Raw genomic sequence first — 17,074 nt, 5'->3', positions numbered from 1 at the left:
GCGGCCCCGGCAATCACACGGCATTACGCGGCAGCAGCAGCCCCAACGGCAACCTCACCCGCGCCTCGATCCCGCCACCGGACCGATTGCGCAGCTCGACATTGCCACCATGCTGGGCCGCGATTCGCTTGACGATCGCCAGGCCCAACCCTGTGCCCTTGCCACCCCGGGCGCGGTCCCCACGAATGAACGGGTTGAAGATGGTCTCCAGCTCCGACTCGTCGATCCCCGTGCCCCGGTCCAGCACGCTGAGCACCACGTAAGGCGCACTCTCGTCGCCCGACACATAAGCGGCCACTTCGACCCCTTTGCCGGCATGGTGCAAGGCGTTGCCGATCAGGTTGCCCAGCATGCGCTTGAGCGAAACCCGGCGCAGGGGGAACGGCGGTATCGGCTCAAGGCACAGGCGTACCCGCTCGTGCGGCTGGTTGTACGGGGCCACCACTTCGCGCACCAGGTCGGCCAGGTCGACCTCCTCCACCGGCTCGTCACGGCCATCGCGGATGAACGCCAGGAACTGGTCGAGAATCGCGTCCATGTCCTCGATGTCGCGGACCATGTCATCGCTCAAGTCGTTGTCGCTGTCCAACAGCGAAAGCGACAGGCGCAGCCGCGTCAGCGGTGTGCGCAGGTCGTGGGAAACCCCTGCCAGCATCAGCTCACGCTCACGCCCTGCCTGCTCGACATCCTCGGCCATCTGGTTGAACGCGCGGTACACCTCGGTCATTTCGCTGGGTGTGTCGCTGATCGGCAAGCGCACGCTGCGCCCCTGGCCCAGTTGCCGGGCGGCGAACACCAGGCGCTTGAGCGGCTGGTTCAGCTGGCGTACGAAAATCCAGGCCGACGCGGTGGACAGCAGGCCGATGGCCAGGAACCAGCCGAGCACGTTCCAGATCTTCTGCCCACGCAGCGGATGCGGGTACAACGGCACCTTGAGCCAGCCAGGGCCGAGGCTCGGCGCATTGACCCACAACGCCGGTGGCGCGTGGATGCGCAGGCGTACCTCGGTGTCTTCGCCCAGCTCGGCCTGCATCTGCCGCTGGTAGATCTCGCTGTAAGGCCAGTGTTGCTCGCCTTCGGGTACTCCAGAGCCGGTCACCCGGATCAGCCCTGCGGCTTCGGCGATCTTGTCGCGGTTCTCTTCATCGGCAGCCCAATAGGCGCGCAAGGTCAGTGCCACACCATGGCTGTACTGACGGTCGACCAGCACATCCTCGTTCATCAGCAGATAAACGAGGGTCAGCGCCTTGGAGAACAGGACGACGATCAGCACCAGCCACAGCGTGCGGGCGAAGAAACTCTGCGGAAACCACAGCGGCGTTTTCATCGACGGCGAGGCATCATTTGCCGGCGTTTCCGTCTGGTACGAAGACGTAGCCCACGCCCCAGACTGTCTGGATATAACGTGGCTTGGACGGGTCCGGCTCGATCATGCGGCGCAGGCGCGAGATCTGGACGTCGATGGAGCGCTCCAGGGCGTCCCATTCACGGCCACGGGCCAGGTTCATCAGCTTGTCGCGGGTCAGCGGCTCACGCGCGTGCATGACCAGCGCCTTGAGCACGGCGAACTCACCGGTGGTGAGCATGTGCACTTCATCGCCGCGTTTGAGCTCGCGGGTAGCCAGGGACAGCTCGTAATCACCAAAAGTGACCGATTCGTCCTCACTGCCCGGGGCGCCGGGCACGCTCGGCGCCTGGCGGCGCAGCACGGCTTTGACACGGGCCATCAGCTCGTCGGGGTTGAACGGCTTGCCCAGGTAATCGTCGGCGCCCAGCTCCAGCCCCTTGATGCGGCTGAGCTCGTCGCCCTTGGCGGTGAGCATGATGATCGGGATCTGGTTGTTCGACTGGCGCAGGCGCTTGCACGCCGACAGGCCGTCCTCGCCAGGCAGCATCAGGTCGAGCACGACCAGGTTGAATACCTCACGCGACAGCAGGCGGTCCATCTGCTCGGTATTGGGCACCGCGCGGGCACGGTAGCCCTTGCTGGTGAAGAAACGTTCCAGCAGGCTGCTCAGCCCGGGATCGTCGTCGACGATGAGAATCTTGTCACCTTCAGCGGTGTTTGCAGTGCCGGTCATGAATAACTCCTCTGGTATCGCCGCGCATTATGGCGTAGCCATTGCAACGCGTGCCGTGAGCATTGTTAGCAGATTTTTCCCCCAGCGCCAGTTCCGGGCCTCTCGGGCTGGCTTGGCGCCATCACCGCAAGCCGATCACGATGGGTATAATGCGCGGCTTTCATCCAGCGCCGTCAGGCTCCAAGCCCGCGCGCGGCCCCCGTATTCACAATTGTCAGGTGGTTTACATGGACAGCATCAACAGCCGTATCGCCGAGGAACTGGGCGTACGCCCACAACAGGTCGAAGCGGCCGTGGGCCTGTTGGACGAAGGCTCGACCGTGCCCTTCATCGCCCGTTACCGCAAGGAAGTGACCGGCAGCCTGGACGATACCCAGCTGCGCCACCTGGAAGAGCGCCTGCGCTACCTGCGCGAACTCGACGAGCGCCGCGCCAGCATCCTCTCCAGCATCGAGGAACAGGGCAAACTGACCCCGGAGCTGGCCCGCGAGATCAAGCTGGCCGACACCAAGACCCGCCTCGAAGACCTCTACCTGCCGTACAAGCAAAAGCGCCGCACCAAGGGCCAGATCGCCCTGGAAGCCGGCCTCGGCGAGCTGGCCGACGGCCTGTTCAATGACCCGCAGCTGGCCCCGGAAACCGAAGCGGCACGCTTCGTAGACGCCGAAAAAGGCGTGGCCGATGTCAAGGCGGCCCTGGAGGGCGCCAAATACATCTTGATGGAGCGCTTCGCCGAAGACGCCGCCCTGCTCGACAAGCTGCGCAACTTCCTCAAGCAGGAGGCGGTGCTCAGCGCCCGCGTGGTGGCCGGCAAGGAAGAAGAAGGCGCCAAGTTCCGCGACTACTTCGCTCATGACGAACTGCTGCGCAGCGCCCCGTCGCACCGTGCCCTGGCGATTTTCCGCGGGCGCAACGAAGGCATCCTCAGCGCCTCGCTGAAGGTCGGCGAAGAACTGCCCGGCACCCTGCACCCCTGCGAAGTCATGATCGGCGGCCACTTCGGCCTGGAAAACCGCAGCCGCCCGGCCGACAAGTGGCTGGCCGAGGTGGTGCGCTGGACCTGGAAGGTCAAGCTGTACACCCACCTGGAAACCGACCTGTTCGGTGAGCTGCGCGACAACGCCGAGGGTGAGGCGATCAACGTCTTCGCCCACAACCTACACGACCTGTTGCTGGCCGCCCCGGCCGGGCCGCGCGCCACCCTGGGCCTGGACCCGGGCCTGCGCACCGGCTGCAAGATCGCCGTGGTCGATGCCACCGGCAAGCTGCTGGACACCGCCACCGTCTACCCGCACGCACCGCGAAACGACTGGGACCGCACCCTCTCCGTGCTGGCCGCCCTGTGCGCCAAGCACTCGGTGGAACTGGTCGCCATCGGCAACGGCACCGCCAGCCGCGAGAGCGACAAGCTGGTCGCCGAACTGGTCAAGAAATACCCGGCCCTGAAGGTCACCAAGGTGATGGTCTCCGAGGCTGGCGCTTCGGTGTACTCGGCCTCGGAACTGGCCGCCCGCGAATTCCCGGACCTGGACGTGTCGATCCGCGGCGCTGTTTCCATCGCCCGCCGCCTGCAGGACCCGTTGGCCGAACTGGTGAAGATCGACCCGAAATCCATCGGCGTCGGCCAGTACCAGCATGACGTGTCCCAGCTCAAGCTGGCCCGCGGCCTGGACGCGGTGGTCGAGGATTGCGTGAACGCCGTGGGGGTGGACGTCAATACCGCCTCGGTGGCGCTGCTGACCCGTATCTCGGGCCTCAACGCAACCCTGGCGCAGAACATCGTCGCGCACCGAGACGCCAACGGCCCGTTCGCCACCCGCGCAGCGCTGAAAAAGGTCAGCCGCCTGGGTGAAAAAACCTTCGAACAGGCCGCCGGCTTCCTTCGTGTAATGAACGGTGACAACCCGCTCGACGCCTCTGCAGTGCACCCGGAAGCCTACCCGCTGGTGCAGCGCATCGCCGCCGGCACCGACCGCGATATCCGCTCGCTGATCGGCGACAGCAGCTTCCTCAAGCGCCTCGACCCGAAGAAGTTCACCGACGAGACCTTCGGCCTGCCGACCGTCACCGACATTCTCCAGGAGCTGGACAAGCCCGGCCGCGACCCACGCCCAGAGTTCAAGACCGCCACCTTCCAGGACGGCGTCGAAGACCTCAAGGACCTGGAGCCCGGCATGATCCTCGAAGGCGTGGTCACCAACGTCACCAACTTCGGTGCGTTCGTCGACATTGGCGTGCATCAGGACGGCCTGGTGCACATCTCGGCGCTGTCGGAAAAGTTCGTCAAGGACCCGCGTGAAGCGGTCAAGGCCGGCGACGTGGTCAAGGTCAAGGTCATGGAAGTGGATATCCCGCGCAAACGTGTCGGCCTGTCCATGCGCATGGGCGATACCCCGGGCGAGAAGGTCGAAGGCAACCGGGGTGGCGGCCGTGGCAACGGTGGCAATCGCCAGCAGCAGGCGCCACGCCCGCGTGAAACCACCACCGCAGCCCCGGCCAACAATGCCATGGCCTCGTTGTTCGCCAACGCCAAGCAACTGAAGAAGAAGTGATGGACGTCCCGCGCGAATACGTCGAAAGCGCCTTCAGCCAGTTGCTCGGCTGCCGCCTGCAACGCCTGGACACAGGCGTTGCCAAAGTGGCCCTGGCGCTTGCGCCGCAATTGCGCAACAGGGGGCAGAAACTGCACGGTGGGGCGATCTTCAGCCTGGTGGACATCGCCATGGGCCTGGCCTGCTCGGCCAGCCATGGCTTCGACCAGCAAAGCGTCACCATCGAATGCAAGATCAACTACATGCGCGCCGTCAGCGACGGCGAGGTCGTGTGCAGCGCCCGCGTCCTGCACGCCGGGCGGCGCACGCTGGTGGTCGACGCCGACGTAGTCCAAGGCGACAAACTGGTGGCCAAAGCACAAGGAACCTTCGCGGTTCTCTAGCTCACCAAGCACTATCTGAGGTATTTTCAGCAGTGCGCTGGCACTGCTGGAACCGCGTAAACCAGGCGACAACGCCAGTTCCTTTCTCCCTACCCTTGTAGACCGTTATCTCCACCCCCATATTGGGGCGACTGACGCGTGAAGGAATCCATCTTGAGCGACCTCCTCAACCGCCGCCTGAGCCTGCTCGGCGCCAATCTTCCCCTGCTCAAGCAGTGCCTGCACGGTATTGAGCGAGAATGCCTGCGCGTGACCGATGAAGGTCGCCTGGCCCAGACCCCGCACCCGGAAGCGTTGGGTTCGGCGCTGACCAATGAGCAGATCACCACCGATTATTCCGAGTCGCTGCTGGAGTTCATCACCCCGGCGCTGGCAGACCCGGCCCAGGTGCTGGAGAACCTCGAAGAGATCCACCGCTTCGTCTACACCAAGCTGGGTGACGAATACCTGTGGAGCCCGTCGATGCCCTGTGCGTTGCCGGCCGAGGAAGACATCCCGATCGCCGAATACGGCAGCTCCAACATCGGCAAGCTCAAGCACGTGTACCGCAAAGGCCTGGCCCTGCGCTACGGCCGCACCATGCAGTGCATCGCGGGCATCCATTACAACTTCTCGTTGCCAGAGACGCTGTGGCCCTTGCTGCGCGCAAGTGAAGGCAGCGAAGAAGACGCGCGCGACTATCAGTCGTCGGCCTACATCGCGCTGATCCGCAACTTCCGCCGCTACAGCTGGCTGCTGATGTACCTGTTCGGCGCCTCGCCGACACTGGACAAAGGCTTCCTGCGTGGCCGCCCGCACCAACTCGAAGAGCTGGACGCCGAAACCCTGTTCCTGCCCTACGCCACCAGCCTGCGCATGAGTGACCTGGGTTACCAGAGCAACGCCCAGGCCGGCCTCACGCCCTGCTACAACAACCTGGCCAGCTACACCGACAGCCTGCGCAAGGCGGTGGGCACGCCCTACCCGCCCTACGTCGAGGTCGGTACGCACGTGGATGGCGAGTGGGTGCAACTGAACACCAACATCCTGCAGATCGAGAACGAGTACTACTCGAACATCCGCCCCAAGCGCGTCACCTACACCGGCGAGCGGCCGATCCAGGCCCTGACCTCCCGTGGCGTGCAGTACGTCGAAGTGCGCTGCCTGGACATCAACCCGTTCCTGCCCGTCGGCATCGACCTGCCCGAGGCGCGTTTCCTCGATGCATTCCTGCTGTTCTGCGCGCTTGAAGAAAGCCCGCAACTGGACAACGGCGAGTGCGGCCAGTGCACCAGCAACTTCCTGACCGTGGTCAAGGAAGGTCGCCGCCCTGGCCTGCAACTGCAGCGCGATGGCCAACCGATCGGTCTGCAGGTGTGGGCCGGCGAACTGATCACGCGCATTCGTGCGCTGGCCGACCTGCTCGACCAGGCACACGGCAGTGACGAGCACGCCAAGGCACTGGATGCCCAACAGGCCAAGGTCGACGACGCTTCGCTGACCCCATCGGCCCAGGTACTGGCGCGCATGACCGAACACGACGAGAGCTTTATCCAGTTCTCGCTGCGCCAGAGCCGAATCCATGCCGAGAGCTTGCGCGAACAGCCGTTGAGCAGCGAACGCCAGCAGGCCTTCGAAACGCTCGCCCGCGAGTCCCTGGCCAAGCAGAGCGAGCTTGAACAGACCGAAGTCGGCGACTTCGACCTGTTCGTCGGTGCCTACCAGGCCAGCATACTGGCGATCAGCAACTGATGAACCGCACCGCCTCCCTGCGCAAGCCACGCGCCAGCAGCCAGGCCAGGATCGAAGCGATCCTGGCGGCGGCTCGCGAACTGCTGGCAGAGCAAGGCGTCGCGGGGCTGTCGATCTACAGCGTTGCCGAGCGGGCACAGATCCCACCTTCGTCGGTGTATCACTTCTTCGCCAGCGTGCCCGCCTTGCTTGAGGCGTTGACTGCCGATGTGCATCGGGCCTTTCGCGAAGCCCTCAGCGCCCCCATCGACAGCGCTGCGTTCAGTACCTGGCACCAACTGTCACGGCTGATCGAGCAGCGCATGCTCGACATCTACAACGAAGACGCCGCAGCGCGCCAACTGATCCTTGCCCAGCATGGCCTGAGCGAAGTGGTGCAGGCTGACCGCCAGCACGACATGGAGCTGGGCGAGCTGATGCACAGGCTGTTCGACCAGCACTTTCAGCTACCGACAATGCCGGCCGATGTGGATGTGTTTGCCTTGGCCATGGAGTTGAGCGATCGGGTGTATGCCCGCTCGATGCAGCTGCATGACCAGATCACCCCGCGTATGGCCGAGGAAGGCATGCGGGTATTCGAAGCGTATCTGGGGCTCTACCTGCCGCCGTTCCTGGGTAAACGCCACACACGCTGATCCAGCAACATGTAACGCAGTTCGCCTTCGGTCGAACGTTGAAATGGGCGCTCCTCTCCAGCACTCAGCCCAACGTGGATCACGACCATGCCTCAATCTTTCGACTTATCAGCCGACGCCACGCCCATCGGCCTGGACGACTTCGCCAGCCCCTTGCCCCTGCCCACCACCCCCTGGATTATCGCCGGGCGCGGTAATGCCCTCGGCAAGGCCGACCTGCGACGACGCCAGGCGGTCCAGGCATTGAACAGCCTGTTCAACCAGGCGCCGCTGCAGCCTTCGCTCGGGCACGCCAACTACTGGGACGCACGCATGCCCGGGCAATCGATAGCACGCAGGGCCTTTGCCGAGCAGCAGTTGCACGCGCATTTCCAGAGCGCGCTGGAGCTCAACTACGGGTTTGACCGAATCGCAACGAAGGCCTGGAAGCTGGGCCAGCTGGACAGCAACAGCCAGTATGCGCAACTGCACTGGCATCAGCCTGGCATCCCCGTAGGGGCCTGCCCCGGTGCGCTGCTGATCATGCCCGCTGGCGATGACGAGCCCTGGCTGCTGTACCGGCCCGACGGCCACAACCCGGTACGCGCCTTCCACAGCGAAGCGGCCCTGCTGCAGTGGGCCCACGAGCATCGGGACCGCCTGTGGCGCACCCCGGCCGCCGCGCTGGCCAGCGACAGCGACAGCACGTTCATCGCCGTCATCGCGCTCCCGGGTGATGGCTTAGCCGGCCTACTGAACAGCGTGTTGGACCACTCGCAGTCAGCCGGCCAGGGCATGCAACTGCAGGTCGAGCTGCCCGATGCATTGAGCGAGGAGCTGGATCGGCTGGTCAGTGCCGATGAAGCGTTGGCGGAGGACGAGGTGCATTTCGATTCGCTCGACGAACGCTTGCCGCACGGCTGGCGCAACCAGCGCATCGACCGCCAGGAACAGCTGTTGGCGGCCTATTTGGGCGACGATGCAGGGCCGGGGTCTGCACGCCTGGTCGCGCTGCAGGCCCAGCAAGCCAGGCTGGACGCCCAGGACAGCACCCTGCAACAACTGCTGGCCACAGTGCCCGAGACGTCCACGGCCGAAACCTGGGGCCAGGCCGTCGGTGAAATCAGCAGGTTCGAACACCTCAGCCAGCACTTTGCCAACGCCTTGCTACTGGAAGCCGAGTTCCAGCAACGCCTGGGCGACCTGAGCGAGCCACACCTGCAATGGGTTCGCCAACTGGTGGAGCGGCCCATCCCGAGCCTTGAGCGACAGGTCGTACCCTGCGCCCTGAAACTGGTGGTGGGTACTCGCACGTGGGCTTTGACCGGCTTCATCACCCTCAGGGCGATACACCAAGGCACCGCAGATGACGCAGACACCGCATTGCTGCTCTACAAACCCGGGCACGACGGTGGCCTGGCCTGTTACCCGGACCAGGCCCAGCTGGCCGAACGGCTACTGAACACGTTGCAGGGCGCCTGGCCAGAAGTGCTGCTGGACAGCGCCTGGCCGCAGGACATCGATGCGCTCCTTGAGCTGATCGACAGCGGTGAGCACACACCAGCCCTGATCAGCGAACCCATCACCACCCACGCTTTCGATTACCTGGCCTCAACGCACCTGGCCCTGCTGACCCAGGCCGCCCCCTCGTCGCGCCTGCAACTGCGCTGGAAACTGGGCGCCAGCAACAACGCCGCCAGGGCCCAGGCGTTCGAACGGCTGGCCGAGCGTAACCGCACCGCCAACCTGCACACCCGCCTGCATTCACTGAGCCACCTTGATGCGCCCCAGCGCGAGGCACTGGCGGCGCAGTTCGACGCATTGCGCGTCAGCATGCTGGCTGCCAGCGGTTTACTGGCGAGGGACCTGCCTGAACGCGGGGCGTTTTCACGCAGCCTGATGAACAGGCACCTGCGCCAGTCACTCGGCCTGACGACGCTGCCCCAAGTCACCCTGGACATCGCCGACCGCACAGGCAAGCAGCGTATTCCGCTGCCGGAGTCCGGCTTCGCCAATGCCTACAAAGAGGTCACGACGTTCAGTGCCGAACGCAGCCACGTGCCCCTGGAGCAATTCCTGCTGTGGGCATTGGACGACGACCTGACCTTGCGCCTGGGCAACGCCAACATCGGGATCGAACACGCCACGGCGACGCCTGACCTCCAGCAAACGCTCAACCACAGCTACATTGCCAACCTGGTGCAGATCCTGGATGTGGCAGGCGCTTACGAGCAGCAGATACTCGACGCCTTCAAGGGCAGCGCGGGGGAATCCGACTGGCAGGCAGAATGGCGCCAGGAAACGCTCCGCGCGCCCTTCGAGCACCAGTTGAAGATCTTGCTACTGAGCCGACCCGATACCCTGGATGCGCACGGCATGGGTGTATTCGAGCTGTTCTGTCGCGAACAGCAGAGCACCACGCTAACCCGCACCATCGAACACTACGCACTCGACCTGCGGCCCGGCGTAGCTGCGGACGGTAGCAGCGACCATGTTTCGCTTTCAGGCATCTTCCTGCTCAAACCGGCGAGCGGGCCGTGCCTGCTGCTGCTACCCGACGCCCCCAACGGCAAGGTCATCACCCAGTACGAAAACAGCGAGCAGGCATGCCTGGCGCTGGAGGACATGGCCATCGACGAGGCCATGCGCACCTACCTTGCCAGCCGCCCGCTGCAAGGCGACACACGCACGCACCTGTCCTATATCAACCAGGCGCTGCTCAAGCCGTTTACCGGTTTCATCGGCGTTGGCACTGCCCGTTCAGAGCCGATCGCCCAGGTGCGGGCCAACCTGCAAATGGGCCGACTGATCCTCGAACACCGCGCCTCGTCGCGCAGCCAGGTCGACCTGTACCTGGAACGTGAGGCGATCCGCCACGGGCGGGTATACGACTACCTCAAAATGGCGCTGGGTTTCGTGCCCGGGGTAGGTGCCGCGATTGCCCTCTACGATGGCTGGAGCGCCGCCAACGCGAGCGTGGAGGCATTTCTGCGAGGTGACCCTGGCGAGGGAGTCGAGCACCTGAACAGCGTGTTCATGTCGTTGGTCGATGCGCTCTTCGATGTGGTGCCTGCCGCCGCTGTGTCGCGCTCGTCCACTGCACTTGCACGCACCCGCACCCACCTGCGCCAGCGCCTCGAAGGGTTGCGGCCCACCACCGTGACCCGTCGGGGGCGCACCGACCCCTTCAGCGGTTATGAAACCGAAGCGCCCTCGGGCCACTGGCACGACCACCCCGAGGTTCACGGCAATGGTGTCTACCGACATGCCGAGACCGGCAACGACTTCATCGTCCGCCAGGGGCTGCACTATCAGGTCGAGTGGGATGCTGCCTATCGCACCTGGCGCCTCAAGGGCAGCGCATCCCGCAGCTACAAGCAGCCTGTAAGACTCGACGAGTTGGGCATCTGGCAGCCCCACGGCGCCGTGACTGGGCGTATCGTCGACGGTGGGCTGGCCGGTGGCGGCGCCTACCTCGGCAGGCTGTACCAGCACGGCTGGCAGCACCTGCGCGGCTACCTTGGCCGCCGACCTGCGCTGGCCTCGCCCAGGCAGGTGGTAGAAGAAATCGACAATGGCCGCCGGGCCCACCAAGCCAGCCTCATCGAAAAGATCTCGGCCTGGAATACAGCACGCGGGGTCGGCCCCACCGGCCCTCAAGGCACCCCTGCGCCCCTGGCGACCATCAGGCGAACACTTCAGGAGTCTGTCGAGCAGTTGGAGGCCTTCGTGACATTTCATGAGCAAAGCCTGGAGCAGTTGCACAGGATCAAGCCAGAGCTGGGCCGCCATTACCAAGGCATGCACAACGAGCTGGCCTTCAACCTGGGCAGGCAGCACCCCAAGCTGATTAGGCAGCTCAAGCTGCGCATGCAGGATGACTTCACCCTGGCAAAGCAGCTCGAGCGAGCCCTGGACGCTTCCCCCGTCAACGCCATTGAGCAATTGCAGCAGATGCGACGCGTCCAGGCAAACCTATGCCAGACACTCGCCAAGCTAGAAGACGAATTCCATCGAGTGGCCAGGGTCAGCCAGAAGCTGCGCGGCAACGAACTCACTGTCTACCAGCAAACACTCGAAAAACTGCAGATGCCGATGGACCCGAATGGTTACCGGGCCGTGCGGCTTTCCATCGAGGTAGCCGGCATCGTCACGTTACCGAGCCAGCCAAGCTATGACTTCCTGTTGATGCTGCGCCAGGTGAACCGGGAAATCAGCGACCTGCGAAGCCTGTTGTTCAGCCATCACGACCTGCCGAACGCGGGCCTCAGCCGTGCACAGGAGCACCGCTTCCTACGTCAGCTCAAAGACCGCTATCAGCGCTTCGACAACTACATGACCAGTTGGCAGGACGACCTCCCTGACTACGTCTCACCGCAAAGCACTCAGCGAATGCACGAGGCCCTGAGCAAACTGATCGCCGAGATCGAGGCGGGAATTTCTGCCACCGCGCCCATCAGGCGCACACCACCCAGTAACCGTGGGCCAAGCAGGCCTCGCCTGTTCGAAACCGTGGACCAACAGCTGTTGATCGGCCGCGAAATCACCGTCGACGGCCAACCGCAGATGCACGTCAGCAACAGGCTCAGCCAGGAAACACACAGTACCTACACCCGCACCACCAATAGCCTGTGGCAACCAAGCAACGCGCAGCCCGCCACACCCGTAGCCGAACTTTCGGTGCTGGTGGACACCGCCAGGAAGCGCCTAGGCGATGTTGCCAGTCAGCAGACCAAGCTGCAGCAGTACAAGGCACTGAACATGACACCTGCCAGCCTGGAAGACCTGGCCAATGGATATGCCACGACGCTGGCGGACTTGGCACGGGACATCGGCCGCCGCGGTGGGGACGCACTGACCGAGGCGCAGCGCCAGCTCACCGGCAGTCTCGAGCAAGCTGCAGGCGAGCTGCGCAGGGTAGGCAGGCAGTTGCGCATCGATCAGGTCAAAGCCACGCAGCGCCCTGAGCCGGGTCATCTGGATTACCTGCAAAGCCAAGGTGAGGTGCGGATCGGGTGGTCACGGGTGCTGGAGCCGGCCAAGAACAAGCAGGGCCAAGCTATCGAGTATCTGGAGGAGTACCGCATCGACGATGCGGCCACTAATAGCCCTCTGTGGTATGCGCACTTCCACTTCAAGCGCAGGCCAGCACAAGGCTTTGCACGGCTCGAGGCCGGTCACATCAAGCTTGCCCACGAACGCAACCTGGGCGCGGGCGCCTGGCGCGGCGCACTCACGGAAAGCCAGGCCAACAGCCTGTTTGGCGGGTTGCGACCCGCTTAGGGCTAAAGGGTACGGGCCGCCTGGCGGCCCATTCGCGGATCAAGCCCGCGACTGGGTCGCACAGCGCCGCCATTGCCATTACAGCTTGGCGATAGACACTTCGGTGGATTTGACGAACGCAATCACTTCACTGCCTACCTGCAGCTCCAGCTCTTTGACCGAGCGTGTGGTGATCACCGAAGTGACGATGCCGGAAGCGGTCTGTACGTCGATTTCCGACAATACCGGGCCTTCGAGGATTTCTTTCACGGTACCTTTGAACTGGTTGCGGACGTTGATGGCTTTGATAGTCATGGCTTGATTCCTTCTCTTTGGCTTCGGTGAGGTAAGTGGGTCATTCAGTGCGCCCAACGCAGTTGCGTGGGCAAAGGGGCTACAGGGTCCGGCTCGGGCGCAGTGCCCGGTACCGACAGAACACGGTTGAGCACTTCGCTTTCCAGCGCCGCCAGGCGGTGCGAACCCCGCGCCCTTGGCCGAGCCAGGTCAACAGTGAGGTCGAGCCCGACCTCGCCGTCTTCGATCAAAATCACCCGGTCAGCCACGGCAACCGCTTCGCTGACATCGTGGGTAACCAGCAACACGGTAAAACCGTGCTGACGCCAGAGGCGTTCGATCAGTTGCTGCATCTCGATACGGGTCAGCGCATCCAGGGCACCCAGTGGCTCATCGAGCAGCAACAGGCGAGGCTGGTGGATCAGTGCCCGGGCCAGCGCTACACGCTGCTTCTGGCCGCCGGAAAGCGCCGCCGGCCACTCGTTGGCGCGGTCAGCCAGGCCAACCGCCTCCAATGCGTCCAGCGCACGCGGGCGCCAGTTGCCTGACAGGCCCAGGCCGACGTTGTCGATCACCTTCTTCCACGGCAGCAGACGAGCGTCCTGGAACATCAGCCGCGTTTCCTCGCGGGCTTCGGCCAACGGCGCAGCACCGGCCAGCAGTTGACCGGCGCTTGGCTGGTCGAGCCCGGCCAGCAGGCGCAGCAAGGTGCTCTTGCCGCAGCCGCTGCGGCCGACGATGGCGACGAACTGGCCGGCCGGGATGTGCAGGTCGATGCCTTTGAGCACTTCACGCTGGCCAAAGGTCTTGCGCAGGCCGTTGGATGCCAGGGGGATGCCACGCAGCAGGCGTGGCGGCTGTTCCTTGAGCACGGTCATGCGCCCTCCTTCCTGGCAACTTGATAAGCCGGGTGCCAGCGCAGCCAGACACGCTCCAGGCCGCGGGCGGCAAGGTCGGCCAACTTGCCAAGCACGGCGTACAGAACGATGGCCAACACCACCACGTCGGTCTGCAGGAACTCACGGGCGTTCATCGCCAGGTAACCGATACCGGCATTGGCCGAAATGGTTTCTGCCACGATCAGGGTCAGCCACATGAAGCCCAGGGCAAAGCGCACGCCGACCAGAATCGACGGCAGCGCACCGGGCAAAATCACTTGGCGGAACAGGCCGAAACCGGACAGGCCATAGCTGCGCGCCATCTCCACCAGCGCCGGGTCAACGTTGCGGATACCGTGGTAGGTGTTGAGGTAGATCGGGAACAGCGTGCCCAGGGCGACCAGGAAGATCTTCGCCGACTCGTCGATACCGAACCACAGGATCACCAGTGGGATCAGCGCCAGGTGCGGCACGTTGCGGATCATCTGCACCGAGCTGTCGAGCAGGCGTTCGCCCCAGTTCGACAGGCCGGTGATAAAGCCCAGCACCAGGCCGATGCTGCCGCCAATGACGAAACCAAGCCCGGCACGCCAGCCACTGATAGCCAGGTGGGTCCAGATCTCGCCGCTGCGCACCAGCTCGACACCTGCGCTGACCACCGCGCTGGGTGCCGGCAGGATGCGGGTCGACAGCCAGCCCGCGCTGACCGCCAACTGCCAGGCTGCCAGCAGCAGTACCGGCAGGGCCCACGGCGCCAGGCGCTGAGCCAGGGTGGAAGAAGTTGCACGACTCATGGCCCGGCCCTCAGCTCTGCGACACGGACTTGGGCAGGATGTCGTTGGCCACCATCTCGCCGAACGGGCTCACGTAACCACCGGCTTTCGGTTGCTCCGGGCGCTGCACGTCGAGATGCGGGAACAACAGCTCGGCCACGCGGTAGGACTCTTCCAGGTGTGGGTAACCCGAAAAGATGAACGTATCGATGCCCAGCTCGGCGTATTCCTTGACCCGGGCCGCCACGGTCGGGCCATCGCCGACCAACGCAGTACCGGCACCACCACGCACCAGGCCGACACCCGCCCACAGGTTGGGGCTGACTTCGAGGTTGTCGCGGTTGCCGCCATGCAGGGCCGCCATGCGCTGCTGGCCAACCGAATCGAAGCGCGCCAGCGAGGCCTGGGCACGGGCGATGGTGTCATCGTCCAGGTGCGAAATCAGGCGGTCGGCTGCGGCCCAGGCTTCTTCGTTGGTTTCACGCACGATCACGTGCAGGCGGATGCCAAAGCGTACTTCACGGCCTTGAGCGGCAGCCTTTTCGCGCACCTGGGCGATTTTTTCAGCCACGGCGGCAGGTGGCTCGCCCCAGGTCAGGTACAGCTCGACCTGCTCGGCAGCCAAGTCCTGGGCCGCTTCGGACGAACCGCCGAAATACAGCGGCGGGCGTGGTTGCTGAATCGGCGGGTAGAGCAGCTTGGCGCCCTTTACCTGAATGTGCTTGCCGTCGTAATCGACGCTTTCGCCTTCCAGCACCTTGCGCCAGATGCGGGTGAACTCGACCGAGGCTTCGTAGCGTTCTTCATGGCTCAGGTGCAGGCCGTCACCGGCCAGTTCGTCCGGGTCGCCCCCGGTCACCAGGTTGAACAGTGCACGGCCATTGGACAGGCGGTCCAGGGTCGCGGCCTGGCGCGCCGCCACGGTCGGCGAAATGATGCCGGGGCGCAGGGCAACCAGGAATTTCAGATGCTGGGTCACTGGAATCAGCGACGCCGCCACCAGCCAGGAATCCTCGCAAGAACGCCCGGTAGGGATCAGCACCCCACCAAAACCAAGGCGGTCGGCAGCTTGGGCAATCTGCTGCAGGTAGCCATGGTCGACTGCGCGCGCGCCGTCGGACGTGCCCAGGTACTTGCCGTCACCGTGGGTCGGGAGGAACCAGAAAATGTTAAGGCTCATTGGAGTTGTCTCCTCAAGGGTGGCTCAAGCCGGAGCGGCGCCCCGGCGCAGGCAAATCAATCAAGGCGCACTGGCGACCTTGGCCGGGGGTGTCCAGATCACGTCCTTGATGCTCAGCGGCTTGGGAATAAGCTTGAGTGCCTGGAACGTGTCGGCGATCTTCTGTTGTGCGGCCACCACCTCAGGGGTGAGCGGCGCGGCGCCGTAGCCTTGGCGCTTGACCGAGGTCAGAGTGATGTCGGCAGGCAGCCCCAGCAGCGGTGCGACCTGGTCGGTGACCTCCTGCGGGTTGGCCTGGGACCACTCGCCCACAGCGCGCACTTGCTCGATCAAGGTGCTGATCACAGCCGGGTGCTGGGTGGCGTAGTCACGGGTGGCGAGGTAGAACTGATGGTTGTCGACCAGGCCCTTGCCGTCACGCAGGGTGCGTGCCTGCAGCTGCTGCTCGGCGGCAGCCTGGTAAGGGTCCCAGATCACCCAGGCATCGACGCTGCCGCGCTCGAACGCAGCACGGGCATCGGCTGGAGGCAGGTAGACCGGTTGGATGTCGCTGTACTTGAGGCCGGCGTCTTCCAGCGCACGCACCAGCAGGTAGTGAACGTTCGAACCCTTGTTAAGCGCGACCTTCTTGCCTTTGAGTTCTTTCACCGACTGGATCGGCGAACCCTTGGGTACCAGGATCGCTTCGCTGTGCGGTGCAGGCGGCTCGTAGGCGACATAGAGCAGGTCGGCACCTGCGGCCTGGGCGAACACGGGCGGTGTTTCGCCGGTGACGCCGAAGTCGATGGAGCCGACGTTCAGCCCTTCAAGCAGCTGCGGGCCACCGGGGAATTCGGTCCATTGCACTTGCACGCCCTGTTCGGCCAGGCGCTTCTCCAGCGTGCCCTTGGCCTTGAGCAGCACCAGGGTGCCGTATTTCTGATAACCGATGCGCAGGCTCTCTGCCTGGGCTTGGGTGATGGCGCCGAAGGACACAGCCGCCGCAAACAGGGCGACCAGACCACGACGCAAGAAGACTGTGCGCATGGCGCTCTCCTGTGCGAATAGGGTTCGGGTTGCACCTGCTTGCCTCGTTGACGGGCGAGTAAGGTGGTACAGCAGTAAGGCGGGTCAGATGCTCCAGCGGGCGCTGATCAGCCGTTCATTCAATACACCGGGCGCTACCGGCCGCGGCCGACGGGCCAGGGCAACATGGAACGTTTCCAGCGAGTCATGCAGACGTTCTTGCAGGGCGCTCGCCAGCTGGACTGGCTTGCTGCCTTCTGCGTAGGCGACCTGGCTGTAGCGCCTTGCGTGGCTTGGGCTCTGGGTAGCGGGTTTCTTCGC

The 17,074-nt window shown here is 64.4% G+C and carries 12 protein-coding genes and 1 pseudogene; 5 read left to right on the top strand and 8 right to left on the bottom strand.

Annotation, left to right across the window (positions count from 1 at the left end; all coding sequences use genetic code 11):
• Nucleotides 1-13: 13 nt before the first annotated feature.
• On the bottom strand, nucleotides 14-1,327 hold the full coding sequence (locus NP534_RS19380; protein WP_033703234.1) for an ATP-binding protein: 1,314 nt from the start codon (nucleotides 1,325-1,327) through the stop codon (nucleotides 14-16).
• A gap of 13 nt (nucleotides 1,328-1,340) precedes the next feature.
• Complete coding sequence (gene ompR, locus NP534_RS19375) at nucleotides 1,341-2,081, bottom strand: osmolarity response regulator transcription factor OmpR (protein WP_027595187.1); 741 nt, start codon at nucleotides 2,079-2,081, stop codon at nucleotides 1,341-1,343.
• Nucleotides 2,082-2,308: 227 nt separating this feature from the next.
• Here ompR and NP534_RS19370 point away from each other — a divergent pair, with 227 nt between their 5' ends.
• The 5 genes from NP534_RS19370 (at nucleotide 2,309) to NP534_RS19350 (ending at nucleotide 12,644) form a co-directional block, all read left to right on the top strand.
• Nucleotides 2,309-4,633 (top strand): Tex family protein, encoded by a 2,325-nt coding sequence (locus tag NP534_RS19370; RefSeq protein WP_033703236.1) that lies wholly within the window; start codon nucleotides 2,309-2,311, stop codon nucleotides 4,631-4,633.
• Complete coding sequence (locus NP534_RS19365; RefSeq protein ID WP_274099763.1) at nucleotides 4,633-5,016, top strand: PaaI family thioesterase; 384 nt, start codon at nucleotides 4,633-4,635, stop codon at nucleotides 5,014-5,016. The genes NP534_RS19370 and NP534_RS19365 overlap by 1 nt, the downstream gene beginning before the upstream one ends.
• A gap of 153 nt (nucleotides 5,017-5,169) precedes the next feature.
• On the top strand, nucleotides 5,170-6,747 hold the full coding sequence (gene gshA, locus NP534_RS19360; RefSeq protein ID WP_274099762.1) for a glutamate--cysteine ligase: 1,578 nt from the start codon (nucleotides 5,170-5,172) through the stop codon (nucleotides 6,745-6,747).
• Nucleotides 6,747-7,382 carry a TetR/AcrR family transcriptional regulator gene (locus tag NP534_RS19355; protein ID WP_274099761.1) on the top strand — a complete coding sequence of 212 codons (636 nt, stop codon included), beginning with the start codon at nucleotides 6,747-6,749 and terminating at the stop codon, nucleotides 7,380-7,382. The genes gshA and NP534_RS19355 overlap by 1 nt, the downstream gene beginning before the upstream one ends.
• An 87-nt stretch (nucleotides 7,383-7,469) precedes the next feature.
• On the top strand, nucleotides 7,470-12,644 hold the full coding sequence (locus NP534_RS19350) for a dermonecrotic toxin domain-containing protein (protein WP_274099760.1): 5,175 nt from the start codon (nucleotides 7,470-7,472) through the stop codon (nucleotides 12,642-12,644).
• 78 nt (nucleotides 12,645-12,722) lie between these two features.
• On the opposite strand, the gene NP534_RS19345 is transcribed toward NP534_RS19350, so the two are convergent.
• The 6 genes and pseudogenes from NP534_RS19345 to NP534_RS19320 all read right to left on the bottom strand — a co-directional run.
• Entirely contained in the window at nucleotides 12,723-12,938 is a 216-nt protein-coding gene (locus NP534_RS19345; protein WP_008095172.1) for a TOBE domain-containing protein, read from the bottom strand.
• A 44-nt stretch (nucleotides 12,939-12,982) separates the two neighbouring features.
• Entirely contained in the window at nucleotides 12,983-13,795 is an 813-nt protein-coding gene (ssuB, locus tag NP534_RS19340) for an aliphatic sulfonates ABC transporter ATP-binding protein (RefSeq protein ID WP_186660451.1), read from the bottom strand.
• Nucleotides 13,792-14,589: an aliphatic sulfonate ABC transporter permease SsuC gene (ssuC, locus tag NP534_RS19335; protein WP_033703241.1), complete on the bottom strand. Its 798-nt coding sequence runs from the start codon at nucleotides 14,587-14,589 to the stop codon at nucleotides 13,792-13,794. The genes ssuB and ssuC overlap by 4 nt, the downstream gene beginning before the upstream one ends.
• A gap of 10 nt (nucleotides 14,590-14,599) precedes the next feature.
• Nucleotides 14,600-15,748: an FMNH2-dependent alkanesulfonate monooxygenase gene (gene ssuD / locus NP534_RS19330; RefSeq protein ID WP_186665181.1), complete on the bottom strand. Its 1,149-nt coding sequence runs from the start codon at nucleotides 15,746-15,748 to the stop codon at nucleotides 14,600-14,602.
• 60 nt (nucleotides 15,749-15,808) lie between these two features.
• Nucleotides 15,809-16,774, bottom strand: coding sequence for a sulfonate ABC transporter substrate-binding protein (locus tag NP534_RS19325; RefSeq protein WP_274099759.1), 966 nt, complete (start codon nucleotides 16,772-16,774; stop codon nucleotides 15,809-15,811).
• Between the two features lie 84 nt (nucleotides 16,775-16,858).
• Nucleotides 16,859-17,074 (bottom strand): annotated as a pseudogene (locus NP534_RS19320) (hypothetical protein); the annotation flags it as partial.

It is taken from the genome of Pseudomonas sp. 39004 (assembly GCF_028682155.1).
In the GTDB taxonomy this organism is placed as follows: Bacteria; Pseudomonadota; Gammaproteobacteria; order Pseudomonadales; family Pseudomonadaceae; genus Aquipseudomonas; species Aquipseudomonas capeferrum.
Note: the sequence above shows the minus strand (reverse complement) of the source record. Positions and strands in the feature narration are given on the sequence as shown.

What these genes read in the sequence shown, in the direction of transcription:
- ssuD (WP_186665181.1), bottom strand. Translation starts at nt 15,748, where the DNA reads ATGAGCCTTAACATTTTCTGGTTCCTCCCGACCCACGGTGACGGCAAG.
- ssuC (WP_033703241.1), bottom strand. Translation starts at nt 14,589, where the DNA reads ATGAGTCGTGCAACTTCTTCCACCCTGGCTCAGCGCCTGGCGCCGTGG.
- NP534_RS19380 (WP_033703234.1), bottom strand. Translation starts at nt 1,327, where the DNA reads ATGAAAACGCCGCTGTGGTTTCCGCAGAGTTTCTTCGCCCGCACGCTG.
- ompR (WP_027595187.1), bottom strand. Translation starts at nt 2,081, where the DNA reads ATGACCGGCACTGCAAACACCGCTGAAGGTGACAAGATTCTCATCGTC.
- ssuB (WP_186660451.1), bottom strand. Translation starts at nt 13,795, where the DNA reads ATGACCGTGCTCAAGGAACAGCCGCCACGCCTGCTGCGTGGCATCCCC.
- NP534_RS19365 (WP_274099763.1), top strand. Translation starts at nt 4,633, where the DNA reads ATGGACGTCCCGCGCGAATACGTCGAAAGCGCCTTCAGCCAGTTGCTC.
- NP534_RS19345 (WP_008095172.1), bottom strand. Translation starts at nt 12,938, where the DNA reads ATGACTATCAAAGCCATCAACGTCCGCAACCAGTTCAAAGGTACCGTG.
- NP534_RS19350 (WP_274099760.1), top strand. Translation starts at nt 7,470, where the DNA reads ATGCCTCAATCTTTCGACTTATCAGCCGACGCCACGCCCATCGGCCTG.
- NP534_RS19370 (WP_033703236.1), top strand. Translation starts at nt 2,309, where the DNA reads ATGGACAGCATCAACAGCCGTATCGCCGAGGAACTGGGCGTACGCCCA.
- NP534_RS19355 (WP_274099761.1), top strand. Translation starts at nt 6,747, where the DNA reads ATGAACCGCACCGCCTCCCTGCGCAAGCCACGCGCCAGCAGCCAGGCC.
- NP534_RS19325 (WP_274099759.1), bottom strand. Translation starts at nt 16,774, where the DNA reads ATGCGCACAGTCTTCTTGCGTCGTGGTCTGGTCGCCCTGTTTGCGGCG.